This window comes from Psychrobacter sp. PL19, assembly GCF_017875835.1.
In the GTDB taxonomy this organism is placed as follows: domain Bacteria; phylum Pseudomonadota; class Gammaproteobacteria; order Pseudomonadales; family Moraxellaceae; genus Psychrobacter.
Window position 1 is genome coordinate 1,377,740 of sequence record NZ_JAGING010000001.1, and the last position, 17,329, is coordinate 1,395,068.

Below are 17,329 nucleotides of genomic sequence, written 5' to 3' on the forward strand. Positions count from 1 at the left end.
TAACAACTTGATTCGCTACAACAAATCGCTTAGTTATCATAAATCGCTACGCTACTAATCTTTTATTCGAATTTAATCCATTTATTATGGTGTCGTAACACATGGCAAAAACCCCAAGTAAAAAAACGTCAACTCCTGCTGCGGAATCTTCTACCACTAGCACTAATTCCAAAGGCAAATCTTTGGTGATTGTCGAATCACCTGCCAAGGCAAAAACGATTAATAAATACCTTGGTAATGATTTCATCGTACGCTCCAGTATTGGGCATGTGCGAGATTTACCGGTGGGTGCCAATAAAGGTGCTAAAAAACCAGCCACTACCAAAAAAGATGAGAGCCTGACCAAAGAAGAAAAAACCCAGCAAGCGCTGGTACGGCGCATGGGTGTTGATCCAGAGCACGGCTGGGCGGCAGTCTATGAAGTGCTGCCTAATAAAACCAAAGTCATTAAAGAGTTAAAAGCCTTAGCCAAAGACGCTGATAAAATTTATCTAGCAACGGATATGGATAGAGAAGGGGAAGCCATCGCCTGGCATCTCAAAGAAGTCATCGGCGGCGCGGATAGCAAGTATGAGCGGGTGGTGTTTAACGAAATTACCAAAACCGCCATCCAAAATGCCTTTAAGCAACCCTCTAAACTTGATATTGACCGGGTCAATGCTCAGCAAGCGCGCCGATTTTTAGATCGGGTGGTTGGCTTTATGGTGTCGCCGCTACTATGGCAAAAGGTCGCCCGCGGTTTATCTGCAGGTCGGGTGCAGTCAGTAGCCATGCGGTTGGTGGTCGAGCGTGAACACGAAATTCGCGCCTTTATCCCTGAAGAGTATTGGCAAATTTTTGCAGATACTCATATTGTGGAGAGTAAGAAGGATGCTGAGCAAGTCGGTATTCGCCTAGAGGCCACCAAACAAGGTGGCAAAACCCTCAAGCTTGTTAATAAAGAGCAGACTGATAAAGTACTCGACGTCCTAAAACCAGCAAGCTATCTGGTCAAAGAGCGCGAAGAGAAACCAACTCAGTCGAAACCGAGCGCGCCATTTATCACCTCGACCTTGCAGCAGGCAGCCAGTACCCGTTTGGGCTTTTCCGTGAAAAAGACCATGATTTTGGCACAGCGTCTCTATGAAGCGGGTCATATTACTTATATGCGTACTGACTCTACCTTTTTATCGGGTGATGCCCTAGCTGCGGTTCGTGGTTATCTGGAAGACAGTTTTGGCGCTAAATATGTGCCAGAAAAACCCAACTTTTATGGTAATAAACAAAACGCGCAAGAGGCACATGAGGCCATACGTCCATCAAACGTCAATATGAAATCTACTCAGCTTAAAGGGGTGGAGCGCGATGCTATCCGCCTCTACGAGCTAATTTGGCGTCAGTTTGTCGCTTGTCAGATGCCACCTGCAAAGTATTTATCAGTAAATTTATTCGTAGAGGCGGGCGACGTTGAGCTAAAAGCCCGTGGTCGTACCATGACTTTCGATGGTTATACTAGGATACAAGCGCCAGCAAAAACCGACGATAGCTTACTGCCTGATGTCAAAAAAGGTGATGAGCTGATCTTAGACAACCTAGATCCCAGCCAACACTTTACCAAACCAGCACCGCGCTATACTGAAGCCAGTTTGGTTAAGGAAATGGAGAAAAAAGGTATTGGTCGTCCATCAACCTACGCCTCTATTATTTCAACTATTCAAGATCGTGGTTATGTAAAGCTGGAGAATAAACGTTTATTTGCTGAAAAAATGGGTGACATCGTCACTGACAGATTAACAGCCAGCTTCCCAGACTTGATGGATTATACTTTTACTGCCGCGTTAGAGAATAAACTTGATGGTGTCGCTGAAGGTGAAAAAGATTGGAAAGATGTCTTAGATAATTTTTATGGTGACTTCAAGATTAAGCTTGAACATGCCAAAGACAAAGATGGTATGCGTCCTAATGACCCTACCGACGTGCCTGACGTACACTGCGATTTATGTGATCGTCCGATGCAGTTACGTACTGGTTCAACCGGTGTGTTCTTAGGTTGTACTGGCTATAATCTACCACCCAAAGAGCGTTGCAAAGGCACCAAAAACTTAATGCCGGTCGAAGCTTTTGCCAATCTTGATGATGCAGAAGGCGATGATGAAGCGGCTGAAGTCAAAGACTTGATGGAGAAAAAGCGCTGTCCGAAGTGTGCAACAGCTATGGACGGCTATATCGTAGATGGTGGTCTTAAGCTCCACATCTGTGGTAATAACCCTGATTGTGAGGGCTATATCCTAGAAGAAGGTAAGTTTGAAGTCCCAGGTTCTGATTCTCCTACGATTGATTGTAATAAGTGTGATGGACAAATGGAGCTAAAGACTGGACGCTTTGGTCCTTACTTTGCCTGTCAGCAATGTGATAATACTCGTAAAGTGCTCAAAACTGGTGAGGCTGCACCGCCACGTATGGATCCCATCCATATGCCGGAGCTAAAGTCGGTTAAGCACGAGGATTACTTTATCTTACGTGAAGGGGCGGCTGGCATGTTCTTAGCAGCGTCTCAGTTTCCCAAGGTACGCGAAACCCGTGCGCCTAAGCTGGCTGAGATGCGGACTATCAAAGATAAGATGGAAGATAAATTCCAGTATCTGTTTGAGGGTCCAGATGAAGATCCGGATGGTAACCCAACTATTTTGCGCTGGTCACGGAAGAAAAAAGAGCAGTATATCGGCTCTGAAAAAAACGGTAAGGCCTCACGTTGGGGTGTTTACTGGCGCAAGGGCGAGTGGATAGAGGAATAAATATCCTGTTTAAACCAAGCGTAAAAAAACCTCTTAGAATAGCTAAGAGGTTTTTTTATATCAGCAATAAAATCCACACTTAGATTATATTAACTTTAGCTTGTACTGAATAAGCCATTAGTTTTTTTCGATGATACCACAAGCAATACGATCACCTGAAGCGCCTGATGGCTGGCTGGTATAGTCATCAGCGCCAGCATGAACGATAAAAGCAAGGCGGTTGACGCTATATTTTCCAGCTTCGGCAGCAGAAATCTTCTTATTCACATAGTTAATAGTAGCAACACCGTTATCATTTGCTGTTAAGTTTGGCAAGTCGCCAGCGTGGCCATTCATATCATCGGGATTAGAGTGTGGCTGGTTATCAGGATTGAAATGACCGCCTGCTGATTTACCCATTACATCACAGCTGCCAGTCTCATGAATATGCAAGGCGACCGTTTGACCGGGCGTCATATTCGTCAGTTTGCCGTAGACCTGTACGCCGCCATCAACAGGACGTAAATAGACTTGGCCGACTTCACGTTGGTCTGCATCTGTAGTATTGAGGGTTGATTTCAGCACAGGCTGGTTAAGCGGATTACCTGTTTTTAGCTGTCCTTCTGTACTCTGGCAACCGGTTATTGCTAAGGCAGAACCACATAATAGGGCACTTGCAAGCATAAGCTTTTTCATTGATCTCTCCATTTATAGTCAATTATCATACTTAACATTTGTATTTAACATTTATATTTAACTTTTTTAGCGACAGTTGTCTCGAAACCTGCTGTAACTTTTATTAAACTTGCAGTTAGTATAGCTAAGCCTTGAACTCAGATATTCATTAGAAGCGCAACAAAGCGTTAATATATGTAAGTCACTGATAACATATAAAGAGAATATTTTAACAAAAAGCTCAACAGAAGCTAACGAAATAAAAGAGTTAGCTGGTAAGGCGTGCTGCAGAATGCGTGTCTTATATACATAATGACTCATATAAATAACGTGAGCAACTGATATAAGGAATTAGTGTGCATGAATTATTCAAGTGAGCTAGATCTACAGCACTTATTTTAGAGCGGGTAGCAGGAGCATAAGCACGGATTCGGCGCTATCACAAACTGGTGATTTGCATTATTCGGCAGACTATGGTGTCAAGGAATCGCACATGACAAAATGCAGCTACGACTCATATCCTCTATTTTACGGTACCAACTCACTAGATTTAAGTACTGAATAAGCCCAAGTCTTACTACATGCTCGTGACGCTCAAGCAAAAAGTTATCCCAGTAGCGCGTTGCCATAAACGACGCTGTTTTATTTTGAACTGACTATATTAAGGTTCTAGCCACATGAAGAATGTGAATCGGTATAGAGCTGAAAATTTAACAAAATATGCTGCTATATAATAAGTTTTATCTCAAATAAGTTGAGTGTAAAACATACTTAGTAGCAAAGAACAACGCCACTTTAGCTGTAGAGTGGCGTTGTTCTCATTAATTATCAATAAATTTTACAGTTTAAAAACGATACTCATTACTTTGGATTCTATGGTACTCGGCGTCGTCGACTAGTGTAAATTGCTCATCTTTTGGTAGGAGCACCCAGAGTTTGTCATCGGTTTTAGACGAATCAAATCCAACCTCTTTTAACTTATTCTTTGAGTATTTAAAGGTACCTGTGGTCTCAAGGCTATCTTGTAATCGAATAAATACCGGAATAGCATAAGTAGGTAGGTGTCTGGTCAATTCCGTTAATAAGGATTTTTGATAGGTATCATCGAAGTTAATGCCATCATGAAGCGTAATAGCTGCCATACCTGCGCGGCCGTTGGTTCCTTTGATTTCAACGCCATAGACAATGGCTTCACCGACACCCTCACATTCGGCAATGATGTTTTCAACTTCAGTGGTAGATACATTCTCACCGCGCCAGCGGAACGTATCTCCGACTCGGTCGACAAATTGGCAATGCCTAAAGCCAATATCGCGCATTAGGTCACCGGTATTAAAATATGAATCGCCCTTGACCAGTACATCATCGAAGATTTTAGACTTGGTTTTTTCTGGATCAGTGTAGCCCTCAAACGGTGCTTTGGGCGTAATTTCGCCTAATAGCAGACCGACTTCACCGAGCTTAACCTGTTGCATAAAACCGTCTTTGTTACGGACTGGTTCGTCTGCTTCTTGATCGTAAGCGACTAGCTTATACGGCAGTGGACAGAATCCAACAGTGTTATCAAAGTTAAAAATATTACTGAAGCCAATATTACCTTCACTGGCAGCATAGACTTCAAGTACTTCTTCGATACCAAAACGGTCTTTGAATTCTTTCCAAATACTGGTGCGCAGTCCATTACCAATCATCTTAGTCACTGGATTGTCTTTTTCAAATTGATCTGGTGGGGTATCGAGCAGATACCGGCATAGCTCGCCCACGTAACCAAAGCTGGTGGCATTAAACTTGTGTATGTCTTGCCAAAAGTTAGTGGCAGAGAATTTACGTCGCAGCGCAATGGCGCTATTACCCGCTATGGCGCTGCTCCAACATACAATAATTCCTGTCCCGTGATATAAAGGTAAAGGAACATAAATCGTATCTTGGTCAGTGAGGTTTAGGGTGTGTCCGAATACTCCGTAGGCCTTCATCCAGCGACTGTGATTGAAGACCACTGCTTTAGGTAGTCCGGTCGTGCCAGAGGTAAAGATATACAACAAACCGTCTTTAGCATAGGCATTTTTGCTAGTGGCTGGAATCACTTTTGACTGCTCATGAATCAAAGGTCCTAATGAATTTAGACCTTGGGGTGCTTGATCAGTGTCTTGCTGGTTATGATAAGTGTCTTTATCTTCCCACCATAAATAGCTACCTTCAGGGATATCTATCTCTGCTCTAATTTGTTGAAAGGCATCAGTCATTTCAGCGCCAACGATGACCAGCTTTGGTTTTACCAAATTAATACTATGAATAAGCACTTTTCCACTTTGTGAGGTGTTGATGAGCGCAGCAATCGTGCCTGTTTTGGCAGCGGCCATGCACGCACATAATAATTCTGGCCGATTCTCAAGCGCCACACTAAAGACGTTACCTTTCTTAAGGCCTTTATTTAGTAAATAGTTGGCAAACTGGTTAGACCATTCATCGAATTGTTTATAGGTGAGCTGCATATCCTCGAACTTAATCGCAGTCGCATTGGGGTTGGCTTTTACAGCCTTTGCAAAGGTAAAACCGAGACCAGTATGGACATCAGTGCGATTATCCGTAATAAACTTTATTCCTCGATATAGTTTTGGTATTTTTTTTATCATGCTTGGCGCTTTAGCAAGCATTTTGGGCAGTGTAATCATATCCTGATGAGGCGTTATCATATATTATCCTTATATATGTTTTGACGTTTTTCTGAAGTTAAAGCGAGTACTACAGCAACATTGTGTGCATTATTCAAGCAGGTATCTGTTAAGCATATTAGAATATTAATAAGACTATTGCTATAGCTAGCATGAGTTTTATTAACCTTAGCTATAATTGGCATTAAGGGTATCTATTAGGATGTTGAAGCTCTATGTCAGTTAATAGTAACTAATAACACTTATTTTATAGTCAACTCTGTCAGGCAATACTTAAGCGGACAAGTTGATAACTTGTTTAATTAAAACAGCTAACCTATACTAAGTTATCTGGATGATTGTTTGAGTAATTTACTCAACAAATAGTTACTAATTAAACTCTAATCTATCACAAGGTAAGGTCCATATCATTCTATAATTTGGTACAAACCCTTTTTTACGTTATTCAACTACTGTTCATTATCTTTATTTTGCTGATCTGCTAACATGCCAATAAGTCTGGTTTCCCTGTTCTTTTGTCTCAGGATTTTTGCTTTTTTACTGTTTAGCAGTTATTTGTTTGGCAGCTGCTAATGAACACGCATGGAGAAATTTTAATATGGATATTAAAGAGGCACCTCAACGTTCTACCAAGGATCGTCTAGCAGATATTCTTTTGACCGCAGAACCCACCTATCAGTTCAATCGACTGAAGAGAATAATAGCAGGGCACTCATTTGAGGACCATCTGCGTCATAAAGTTCGAGGAAAACGTATATTAGTGACTGGTGCTTCCTCTGGGGTTGGTCGCGGTGCAGCATTAGGGTTATTAGAAGCGGGCGCGCATGTCTTGCTAGTGGCACGTCGCAGTGACCTACTAGAAGAAGTGGCCGCAGAAGCCGCTGATTATGAGGGTAAGGCTTTTATTTATACCTGTGACCTTAGTGTTGATGAAGACCGTGAAAAACTGATCAAGCAAATCATCAATGAGCATGGTGGTGTTGATGTCATTATTAACAACGCTGGTCGGTCGATTCGCCGTTCTATTTATGAATCAGCTGATCGTCTCCATGATTACGAACGGGTCATGAGTATCAACTACTTTGGTGCGATCAATCTAACGATTCCCTTGGTGGATCAGATGCGTATTGCGGGTACTGGTGGGCATGTGATTAATATCTCAACCATGGGCACCCAGCTGACAGGTACCCCACGTTTTAGTGCTTACATTGGCTCAAAGTCTGCGTTGGACGGCTTCGCTGAAAGCGTTGCCGCTGAGACTTATAATGATGGTATCAATTGGACGACGGTTCACTTGCCATTAACTCAGACTGCGATGATTGCGCCCGCTCAGAACGCGTGGCGTGGTTATCCCAAGCTATCGCTTGAGGCGGGTGTGCATATGTTGCTATATGCGGTGGCTTATGAGCCGGTTCGTGTATGGCATCCGGGTATTTTAACCTTAGGTATAATAGACCGTCTATTCACCACTAAGATGCTGAGACTTAAGGCGAGCGAGTTCCCGAAGTATAAGCCAGAAAAACCACTGCCTCGTGTGGCCATTATTGGTGCCGGCATGTCAGGGATTGCGATGGCAAAAACCCTGAAAACGGCCGGTTCAGATAATTTTGTGGTTTATGAAAAAGCTGATTCAGTTGGCGGTACTTGGCGGGATAATACTTATCCCGGCTTAACTTGTGATGTGCCTGCGCATTTTTATTGTTACGAAGATGACCTGTCACCAAAATGGAGCCGCGTCTTTGCACCAGGCAGCGAGTTACGTGAATATTTTGAAAATGTCACTGAAAAGCGTGGGCTAACGGAACATATTAAGTTCAATAGTGAGATTGATGAAGCCACGTTCGAAGAGGGTCGCTGGAAGATCAAAACTAAATCAGGGGACACTGATGAAGCAGATGTCTTGATCTGTGCCACGGGCGTTTTACATCACCCAAACATACCAGATATTAAAGGTATTGATACCTTTAAGGGTGCAAGCTTCCATAGTGCACGCTGGGATCATGATGTGCCTCTAGATGGCAAACGTGTTGGGGTTATCGGTAATGGTTCAACAGGTGTGCAGATCGTAACCGCACTGTCTCAGCAATGTCAGCAAGTCACGTTATTTCAGCGTACGCCGCAATGGGTATTTAGTGCCCCGAACCCAGTGATTCCCAAATCACTGCGCAAGCTCGCTGAAAAAGTACCGGCCTTACAGCGTTTAGCTTATAACGCCTCTGGTAAGCTATTCACCAGTCTATTCCGTGCGCCATTAAGCCCTGGCTGGCAGCGCAGTATATTCAGTATAGGCGCGAAACTCAGCCTGTCTAAAGTCAATAATGATAAATTACGTTCAAACCTAACGCCTGATTTTGCACCCATGTGTAAGCGCATGATTACGTCACCCAAGTTTTATTCTGCGGTACAACAGGACAATGTTGACATCTGCACGGCTCATATTGACCGTATTGAGCCAACAGGTGTGGTTACTACCGACGGCCAATTGCACGAGTTTGATATTTTAGTATTTGCTACTGGCTTTCATGCGCAATCTTATATGCGTCCGATGCAAGTGACTGGTCGCGACGGATTACCGTTAGATACGGCATGGAATGAAGGCCCTATTGCTCATAACACTACTATGATTCCGGGCTTCCCGAACTTGTTTACCCTGATGGGTCCAAACAGCCCGATTGGTAACTCATCATTGGTGCCGATTGCTGAAGCACAGGCTGAGTACGTGATTAAGTGGATGGATCGTATGCGCCGTGAGGGTCTGAGCGAGATTGAACCGACTCAAGAAGCCACCGATGCCTTCTATGAAGAAGTCAATGAAGCCTTGGGCACGACCGTATGGACCAGTGGCTGTAATAGCTGGTATCTTAATGATGATGGACGCCCAATTCTATGGCCATGGCCACTAGACGAGCTCACCCGCCGTCTTACCACGATTGTTGAGTCAGACTTCCACATCAAGCGCATAAACAATAATATGGCCGATACTGATGCAGTGCAGTCTCCCAAAAGCAAGGCAATACAGGAACAAGAGTCGCAAGCAGAGTTTGATAGTCAACTGCTAAAAACAGATGGCGGTAGCACTAACCCATCAACAGCTAAGAGTAAAAAACCCTCAAAATCTGGTAAAAAAGTGGCCACAAAAACTGACAGCAAAATGTCGGCTGAAGTGGATGATAAGCCAGCAACACCTAAGCCAAAAGTGACAGTCAAGTCTTAATCTTAGACTTAAGATATTGTGACATTTAAAATTTTTTGAAAAAGCTCATTAAAAAAGGCCGCCTACTATTTATAGTAGGCGGCCTTTTTAGGGTATTAACGTTATTAAGCTTTAGATTACTTATAACATTAGCTATGTAGCGTTTTTTTAGAGGTCGTATCTACAGTCACTTTAGCAGGCTTAAGCGGTTGTGGCATACTTACTAATGCGACTTTTAATATCTCATCAATGGTCGCTACTGGCTGAATAGTCAGGCCGGCCTTAACATTATCAGGGATGTCTACTAGATCGCGCTCGTTGCTCGCTGGAATCAATACGTGCTTGATACCGCCGCGATGCGCTGCCAATAGCTTCTCTTTAAGACCACCGATGCGTAGTATTTTACCGCGCAAGGTGATTTCACCAGTCATAGCAATATCTGGGCGAATAGCAATACCAGTCAAGGCAGATACCAGCGCTGTCGTTAGCGCACCACCAGCAGATGGACCATCTTTTGGTGTGGCACCTTCTGGCATATGTACGTGGATATCGGTGGTTTTGACCGTTTCATAGTCGATACCTAAGCTATCACCACGGGCACGAACCACGCTCATGGCGGCACGAATTGATTCTTTCATCACATCGCCAAGCGAGCCGGTAAAGGTAAGTTCGCCTTTACCCTTCATGGCAACGGCTTCAATAGTGAGCAGTTCGCCACCCACTTGCGTCCATGCCAGACCAGTAATGCGACCAACTTCGGGCTCTTCTTCTGCCAGACCGTAGTCATATTGGTGCACACCAAGATAGTCATCGATATTAGTTTCATCGACCGTTACCAGCTTACGCTCATCTTTTTTCGGTGCGCGTGCGCCATGACTCTCAACTGAGCCGCGAACGATTTTGCGGCAGATTTTATTGACTTCACGTTCGAGGTTACGCACACCCGCTTCACGAGTATAACTACGCACGATGCTGTGTAGAGCCGCTTCAACAATCTCAATTTCGCCTTCTTTGAGACCATTTTGCTTGATGGCTTTTGGCACTAGATATTTATGCGCAATATTAACTTTTTCTTCTTCGGTATAACCTGGCAGACGAATAACTTCCATCCGGTCAAGTAGCGCTGGAGGAATGTCCATACTGTTAGCGGTACAGATAAACATCACTTGCGACAAGTCTAAGTCCATATCTAAGTAATGATCGTTAAACTTATCATTTTGTGAGGGATCTAACACTTCTAACAGTGCTGATGCAGGATCGCCGCGGAAGTCTTGTGCCATTTTATCGACTTCATCTAATAAAAATAGTGGGTTTTTGACTTCTGCTTTCGCCAGTGATTGCACGATTTTACCTGGCATTGCGCCGATATAAGTACGGCGATGACCACGAATTTCTGCTTCATCACGGACGCCGCCAAGCGCCATGCGTACAAACTTACGACCGGTTGCCCGAGCGATTGACTCACCCAGTGAGGTCTTACCAACCCCTGGAGGACCGACCAGACATAAAATCGGACCACGAAGCTTTTTCACTCGCGACTGCACTGCTAAGTATTCTAAGATACGGTCTTTGACATCTTGTAAGCCGTAGTGATCTTCATCTAAAGTGGTTTTGGCTTTTTCTAGATTGATAGATACCTTGGTGGTTGCATTCCACGGCGTGTCTAAAATCCACTCAATATAGTTGCGGACTACCGAAGATTCAGAAGACGCGGGTGGCATCATTTTAAGTTTTTTAAACTCTTGCTCTGCTTTTTTGCGGACATCGTCGGGCAAATCAGCATTTTCAAGACGTTGCTCAAGTTCGCCAACATCATCATCGTTATCAAACGCGCCGTCACTCATATCTGACAGCTCGTTTTTAATGGCTTTCATTTTCTCATTTAAAAAATACTCGCGCTGATTGTCTTCCATCTGTTGGCGGACGGCATCTTGAATATCTTGTTCGATATTTTGTTCAGCACTCTGTTTAACTAAGTATTCTGTCAAAGTATTAATATGCGTTTTTAGATCATCATTTTCTAAAAACGACTGCTTGACGTCTAGATCCATCGAGACCCGGGTAGAGACAAAGTACACCAGTTCAAGCAGGTCATCGATACGTTTAGCGACGCGCGTAAGCTCACGGGCATTACGCAGACGGGCATCGGCATAGCTTTCAAACAAGCTGGTCAGCGCTTTCATGGTGTTTTTTTGTTGGCTGTCGTCCATCGCTACGCTAATATCAGCACGCTCAAAGCTGGCCATCAATAGTTCGTCGTGGTTTTCTAGGGTATCGACTCGCGCACGGTATTGACCTTCGATCAGGACTTTAATGCAATTTTCATCGCTGTCATGCGGCATGGTACTAACGATGCGGCAAACGGTACCGTATTGATATAAATTGTCTTGGTCAATATCCTCGGTCAGCGAATCTTTTTGCGCAACGACCAGCACTTTATCGCCATATTCAGCTTGTGCCAATTCAACGGCTTTGACTGAAGGCGCACGCCCTACGAATAATGCAATTTGCATATGCGGATAGACGACCACGTCTCTCAACGCCAGTAGCGGCAGATAGCTGTCTATATCATTATCTGGCTCAGCGTCCTTTATCGACTCAGCCGAGTGTTCAAAGTCAGCGCTTTCTGGATTAGTAGTCTCTTGTTGAGTGTCTTTCTTTTCAGCACTTTCTTGCTCAATATTGTCTTTATCACTGTTTTCTTGATCGACGATTTCTTGTTCAAGATCGTCTTTTTTTAGGTTATTTTCATTATTACTCATATGTATCCCTTCCTCGTTAACCAGACTTGTAAAGTCAAGTTCGTGGCTCATGTTTATATAAATGGTGTCCCCATAAAAAATTGCAAGGCTTGCCATTCAACAGTATAGAAAATAGCGTTTGGCTACCATCTGCTGGCGCATATCTATTAAGCTCTGCGCATAGGCTTTGCAGCGAAAATCAGGTAAAATGGCGCGCGTCCTAATAGTGGTTACAAACTATAGCAGTTTGAAGTCTTGAGACCATAGGGCGAAGCGAATAGGTCAGACAATGCGCGATACATTGATAAGCCATACAAATAAGCCATACATTAAAGAGCTGGTTAGAGATTAAAGGAAAAGGGACGAGAACATGACAATCAATGCGGTATTACTGGCGGTAGTCATCATGCTGGGGCTGTCACTAGCGCGGGTACACGTGGTGCTAAGTTTGCTTATTGGGGCATTGGCAGGTGGGCTAATAGCGGGCTTAGGTGTGACAGATACCTTGGCGGCGTTTCAGGAAGGTATCCGAAATGGGGCACAAATTGCGCTGTCTTATGCACTATTGGGAGCCTTTGCAGTAGCGATTGCTCATTCAGGATTGCCACAATCGCTGGCAGGCGCGGTTATCAAGCGTATTGATGCTGGCGGCACGAGCGGTATGATTAAGTATACCTTGTTTGCTGGTCTGGTGATGATGAGCTGCTTTAGCCAAAACTTAATTCCCATTCATATTGCCTTTATTCCATTATTAGTACCGCCGCTATTATTGGCGTTTAACCGCATGCAGATTGATAGGCGTCTGATTGCCTGTTTGATTACCTTTGGTCTGGTAACCACTTATATGTTCATTCCATATGGGTTTGGTGATATTTATCTCAATCAAATTATGCTTAAAAACGTTGGTGAAGCTGGGATTGATATTACTGATATTTCAGTCACCAAAGCGATGGCGATACCGGCATTGGGTATGTTCGTGGGTCTGCTGACGGCGATATTCATTAGCTATCGAAAACCGCGTGAGTATAAGCAACTGGCAATCGATAAAGCGGCACAGGACAATGTCGTAGAGGGCGATGCATTAAGTAAAACGGCAGCAACTGCACAAACACAAAGTAAATTAAAAACCCTAGTGGCCATAGTGGCCATTGTCACCGCCTTTGTGGTGCAGCTCTATACTGATTCGTTATTGCTCGGCTCTATGTTTGGCTTTGGGGTCTTTATGGCCACTGGCGTAGTCAAATGGGGTGAGGCAGATACGGTCTTTAACGACGGTATCAAGCTGATGGCGATGATTGGCTTTATTATGATAACCGCGCAGGGCTTTGCTGAAGTGATGAAAGCGACCGAGCAGATTCAGCCATTGGTTGACGGTGCGACCACATTATTCGGAGGCAATAAGGCGATGGCAGCATTTATTATGCTATTGCTTGGTCTAATCGTGACCATGGGTATTGGCTCGTCATTCTCGACCATTCCTATTTTGGCAGCGATTTACGTCCCGTTATGTATTTCTTTAGGGTTTTCACCATTAGCGACGGTCGCGATTATCGGTACTGCTGGCGCACTAGGGGATGCGGGTTCTCCAGCTTCGGATTCGACCCTTGGGCCAACGTCTGGTCTAAACGTTGATGGGCAACATGACCATATCAAGGACAGCGTGGTACCGACCTTCATTCATTATAATATTCCATTATTGGCGTTCGGCTGGATTGCGGCGATGGTATTGTAGTTTTTATCCTTCTACCGGGAATGCCCAAGTATCTTGAGTTTAAATATTATCGCTATTAACGGGTGTGAGTTATTTATTACTTACACTCGTTTTTTTATCTAGATTTATAACATTTTCAACACTTTCGACAGTGGTATTATCAAAATCAGCCATATCGTGTTCAGCTAAAGCTAAAAAATTATCGCATTCATGTAGTAGGGCATTCAAGCGCTCAGGATTTATACTAGCCGCCAATTCAGTATCGCTAAAGTCGCCACTATTATTACTCGTGTTGATACTTTTAGTATCTGTTTCTGAGACCTCATCTTGAGCTTTAAGATGCTCATCCACATAGTCGGCGACTGATTTATTCATAATGATTTTTAACCTCTGTATTTTAACCTTTATAATAATTGCTTTATTAAAACCACCTTATGCCACTTGGGGTAATCAAGCCATCAAGTGGCACATCCCAAGGCTGACACTGAAGTTGTTCGACCACTTGAAAATCATAGCACCAGCCTATCTTTAAGGGTTTTTTATAGCCCGATTGATAGCCTTTGGCAAGAGTGGTGTCATAAAAACCGCCACCCATACCCATACGATTGCCACTAGTATCGACCGCCGTTAATGGACAAATAATCATATCCAGTTCGCGCGCCCATAACAGTCTACGATGGTGATTTTGCTTCATGCCTAAGTTATGAATGCGGGTCGGTATGTTCAGTAGTTTTGTATGATAAATGGGTACGAAACGCAGCCGCTTATCCTTATTACCTAATGAACCGACCACTGGCAAATAAGGCTGATAGCCTAAACGCTGACACCAATCTAATAGCGGCTGAGTCGGCAGTTCACCAAAGCCATCATAATATAAACCAACACGCGCGTTAGCTGGCAAGCGCTGCTGTAGCTTGGTCAAATATAAACTGCCATCACGTGCGCACCGTTGACGCTCATTAGTCGTTAGTTGCCGACGCTGACGGGTAAATTGTCGTCTGGATGGGTTACTCTTTACGCCACTGGCAGTCGTGTTTATCAAGGTATCAGTTATGACGCCTGTATCATTTGATGAGTCTGATAGTAGCGGGTCAAATTGTTGTTGGCTGGTGTTCTTAGACATCAGTTACCCTCACGGACATTGAGAAATTTGTGATAAGTCATGCTATCATAATGGCGCTTTACATCCTATTTTCCTTTATGTGCAGCGGGTGTTGCACTTTTCACGGATCCGCTACTCAACAACAAACCAGCAAAGAGGGCAGTTATGTCGACACAGAATCAGGCAACTCGTACCGAAAAAGACACTATGGGCAACGTGGAAGTCCCAGTTGATGCCTATTGGGGCGCGCAAACTCAGCGCAGCCGCGAAAACTTTAAGATTGGTGGTGAGACTCTACCGCGTCCAATGATTGAAGCGATGGCAATGGTCAAAAAAGCGGCTGCGATTACCAACGCCAGCCTTAAGCGTATCGACGATGATAAGCGCGATTTGATTGTGCAAGCGGCGGATGAAGTGATTAATGGCGGTTTGACGGATCAATTCCCTTTAGTGGTATGGCAGACCGGTTCTGGCACGCAGTCGAACATGAACATGAACGAAGTGTTGGCGAATCGTGCCAATGAAATTGCCGGTTCTGAACGTGGTAGCTATCAGCCGATTCATCCAAACGACCATGTCAACCATGCGCAATCAACCAACGACAGCTTCCCAACTGCTATTCGTGTCGCTGCTGCCCGTGAAATCAACGGCCTACTTATTCCTGCGATAAAAGCCCTACGCGATACTCTGGACAAAAAAGCCCAAGAGTTCGAGAGCATTGTCAAAATTGGTCGTACGCATTTACAGGACGCCACGCCTTTGACTTTAGGTCAAGAGTTTAGCGGTTATGTGAGCCAACTTGACCATTCATTGGTACGTATTGATAATGCCTTGCAAGGTCTATATGAATTGCCATTAGGCGGTACAGCGGTCGGTACGGGTCTTAACGCGCATCCTGATTATGCGGTAAAAGCAGCTGAACAACTGGCTACGCTGACTGAATTACCATTTGTCACTTCACCCAATAAATTTGAAGCACTGGCTGCTCGTGATGCCGAAGTATTTGCTTCAGGTGCACTAAAGACCTTAGCGGGTAGCTTAAATAAAATCGCTAATGATGTGCGTTGGTTGGCATCAGGTCCACGCTGCGGTATCGGCGAGATTACCATCCCAGAAAATGAGCCAGGCTCATCAATTATGCCGGGCAAAGTCAACCCAACTCAGTCAGAAGCCATGACCATGGTTGTCGCTCAAGTAATGGGTAATGACACCACCATTAATATGGCTGGCGCGTCTGGTAACTTTGAGCTAAACGTCTTTAAACCAGTGATTGCCTTTAACTTATTGCAGTCTATTAAGCTATTGGGTGATGCTTGCAATAGCTTCAATGAAAACTGTGCTGCCGGTATTGAGCCTGTTAAAGAAAAGATTGACTACTATCTACATAACTCTTTGATGCTAGTAACGGCATTGAACCGTCATGTTGGTTATGAAAATGCAGCAAAAATCGCTAAGACGGCTTATAAAGAAGACAAAACGCTTAAGCAAGTGGCCGTAGAATTAGGTTTGCTGACTGAAGCGCAGTTTGATGAGTGGGTAACGCCTGAAGATATGGTCCATCCTTCTTAAGCTATTGAATCGTTTATTGAGCACAAAAAAGACCTTGTCACGTTGTGTGGCAAGGTCTTTTTTTATGCTGAGTATCTAAAAAATATTTTAGAACTTATACAACAAACCAATCGTAGTATTTGACTCAGTACGTGAGTCGACTAGCGGGCTATCGTATTGCTCATCAGAGAGGTAGTTAAAGCTCTGACTGGCAAATCCTGCCAATTTATCGTTGATATCGTAGTTGGCACTGACGCTAATATAGGGACTAAAGCTTTGATCAGGTGAGTAAGCGGCTACACCGGTACGTGATGATTCCTCGTTACTAACACCATAGTAATATTCGTTATAATTTTCATCATTCCACTCAACACCAATGCTTGGATAAACGGTTAATTTATCTCTAGTGAATTTAGTAAGGTAGGTCAAGCGGCCAATGCTACCATCACTACGTCCTAAAATATCAGTAGCAATTTGACCACGGAAGCCACCGATAGGCGTGCGGCGCAAATAGGTTATACCGGCAGCAGCTGACGCTTTACGTTTATCAAGACGGGAAAGTGCGCCGTCAGCATCATCAGGATCAAACTCACTACCAGCAAGTTGGGCGTAGGCGGACAGCTCATTGATACCATCATTGATTAGGTACGCGCCAGCTTGTGCACCGCGTGCGTAGATCTTGTTGTTATCATAGAATACACTCGGCAGTACACGTACTTCTGTACCGTCTGTATCATAGGCTGAGTCTGTGACCATGACATTTAATCCAACACTTAATTCTGCATCGGGATCAGCCGGTAGGTTGTTGTCAAAGAGCGCAGCATTCGCCATACCCGTCGCGCTTAACAAGGCAGTTGCTGTCAAAGTAGCAAACAAGGTGCGATTGCTCATAATAGAGGGTGTTGATAGTGATAGTTTAAACATAGTCAGGTCT

10 protein-coding genes are annotated in these 17,329 nt (G+C 44.1%); 4 read left to right on the forward strand and 6 right to left on the reverse strand.

Annotated features, from left to right (window positions below; genetic code table 11):
- Positions 1 to 101: 101 nt before the first annotated feature.
- Positions 102 to 2,774, forward strand: a complete 2,673-nt coding sequence (gene topA / locus H4W00_RS05640) for a type I DNA topoisomerase (RefSeq protein WP_209956622.1) — start codon at positions 102 to 104, stop codon at positions 2,772 to 2,774.
- Positions 2,775 to 2,891: 117 nt separating this feature from the next.
- On the opposite strand, the gene H4W00_RS05645 is transcribed toward topA, so the two are convergent.
- Together H4W00_RS05645 and H4W00_RS05650 are read right to left on the reverse strand one after the other, a co-directional pair.
- Positions 2,892 to 3,449, reverse strand: a complete 558-nt coding sequence (locus H4W00_RS05645; protein WP_209956623.1) for a superoxide dismutase family protein — start codon at positions 3,447 to 3,449, stop codon at positions 2,892 to 2,894.
- An 824-nt stretch (positions 3,450 to 4,273) separates the two neighbouring features.
- A complete protein-coding gene (locus H4W00_RS05650; RefSeq protein ID WP_209956624.1) occupies positions 4,274 to 6,121 on the reverse strand; it encodes a long-chain-acyl-CoA synthetase in 1,848 nt (615 codons plus the stop codon).
- A gap of 577 nt (positions 6,122 to 6,698) precedes the next feature.
- Between H4W00_RS05650 and H4W00_RS05655 the strand changes: the two genes are divergently transcribed.
- Positions 6,699 to 9,314 (forward strand): SDR family NAD(P)-dependent oxidoreductase, encoded by a 2,616-nt coding sequence (locus tag H4W00_RS05655; RefSeq protein WP_209956625.1) that lies wholly within the window; start codon positions 6,699 to 6,701, stop codon positions 9,312 to 9,314.
- A gap of 128 nt (positions 9,315 to 9,442) precedes the next feature.
- On the opposite strand, the gene lon is transcribed toward H4W00_RS05655, so the two are convergent.
- Positions 9,443 to 12,055, reverse strand: a complete 2,613-nt coding sequence (lon, locus tag H4W00_RS05660; RefSeq protein ID WP_334684885.1) for an endopeptidase La — start codon at positions 12,053 to 12,055, stop codon at positions 9,443 to 9,445.
- A gap of 349 nt (positions 12,056 to 12,404) precedes the next feature.
- Between lon and H4W00_RS05665 the strand changes: the two genes are divergently transcribed.
- On the forward strand, positions 12,405 to 13,766 hold the full coding sequence (locus tag H4W00_RS05665; protein WP_209956626.1) for a Na+/H+ antiporter family protein: 1,362 nt from the start codon (positions 12,405 to 12,407) through the stop codon (positions 13,764 to 13,766).
- 69 nt (positions 13,767 to 13,835) lie between these two features.
- On the opposite strand, the gene H4W00_RS05670 is transcribed toward H4W00_RS05665, so the two are convergent.
- Positions 13,836 to 14,120 (reverse strand): hypothetical protein, encoded by a 285-nt coding sequence (locus tag H4W00_RS05670; RefSeq protein WP_209956627.1) that lies wholly within the window; start codon positions 14,118 to 14,120, stop codon positions 13,836 to 13,838.
- A gap of 46 nt (positions 14,121 to 14,166) precedes the next feature.
- Positions 14,167 to 14,868 (reverse strand): 5-formyltetrahydrofolate cyclo-ligase, encoded by a 702-nt coding sequence (locus tag H4W00_RS05675; protein ID WP_209956628.1) that lies wholly within the window; start codon positions 14,866 to 14,868, stop codon positions 14,167 to 14,169.
- A 144-nt stretch (positions 14,869 to 15,012) separates the two neighbouring features.
- Between H4W00_RS05675 and fumC the strand changes: the two genes are divergently transcribed.
- On the forward strand, positions 15,013 to 16,416 hold the full coding sequence (gene fumC / locus H4W00_RS05680) for a class II fumarate hydratase (RefSeq protein WP_209956629.1): 1,404 nt from the start codon (positions 15,013 to 15,015) through the stop codon (positions 16,414 to 16,416).
- An 87-nt stretch (positions 16,417 to 16,503) separates the two neighbouring features.
- Here the strand turns inward: fumC and H4W00_RS05685 are convergent, their stop codons facing one another.
- Entirely contained in the window at positions 16,504 to 17,319 is an 816-nt protein-coding gene (locus H4W00_RS05685; protein ID WP_209956630.1) for a MipA/OmpV family protein, read from the reverse strand.
- Between the last annotated feature and the right edge of the window lie 10 nt (positions 17,320 to 17,329).

Bases quoted from the DNA above. Each gene is read 5' to 3' on its own strand.
- topA (WP_209956622.1), top strand. From the start codon at position 102: ATGGCAAAAACCCCAAGTAAAAAAACGTCAACTCCTGCTGCGGAATCT.
- H4W00_RS05645 (WP_209956623.1), bottom strand. From the start codon at position 3,449: ATGAAAAAGCTTATGCTTGCAAGTGCCCTATTATGTGGTTCTGCCTTA.
- H4W00_RS05650 (WP_209956624.1), bottom strand. From the start codon at position 6,121: ATGATAACGCCTCATCAGGATATGATTACACTGCCCAAAATGCTTGCT.
- H4W00_RS05655 (WP_209956625.1), top strand. From the start codon at position 6,699: ATGGATATTAAAGAGGCACCTCAACGTTCTACCAAGGATCGTCTAGCA.
- lon (WP_334684885.1), bottom strand. From the start codon at position 12,055: ATGAGTAATAATGAAAATAACCTAAAAAAAGACGATCTTGAACAAGAA.
- H4W00_RS05665 (WP_209956626.1), top strand. From the start codon at position 12,405: ATGACAATCAATGCGGTATTACTGGCGGTAGTCATCATGCTGGGGCTG.
- H4W00_RS05670 (WP_209956627.1), bottom strand. From the start codon at position 14,120: ATGAATAAATCAGTCGCCGACTATGTGGATGAGCATCTTAAAGCTCAA.
- H4W00_RS05675 (WP_209956628.1), bottom strand. From the start codon at position 14,868: ATGTCTAAGAACACCAGCCAACAACAATTTGACCCGCTACTATCAGAC.
- fumC (WP_209956629.1), top strand. From the start codon at position 15,013: ATGTCGACACAGAATCAGGCAACTCGTACCGAAAAAGACACTATGGGC.
- H4W00_RS05685 (WP_209956630.1), bottom strand. From the start codon at position 17,319: ATGTTTAAACTATCACTATCAACACCCTCTATTATGAGCAATCGCACC.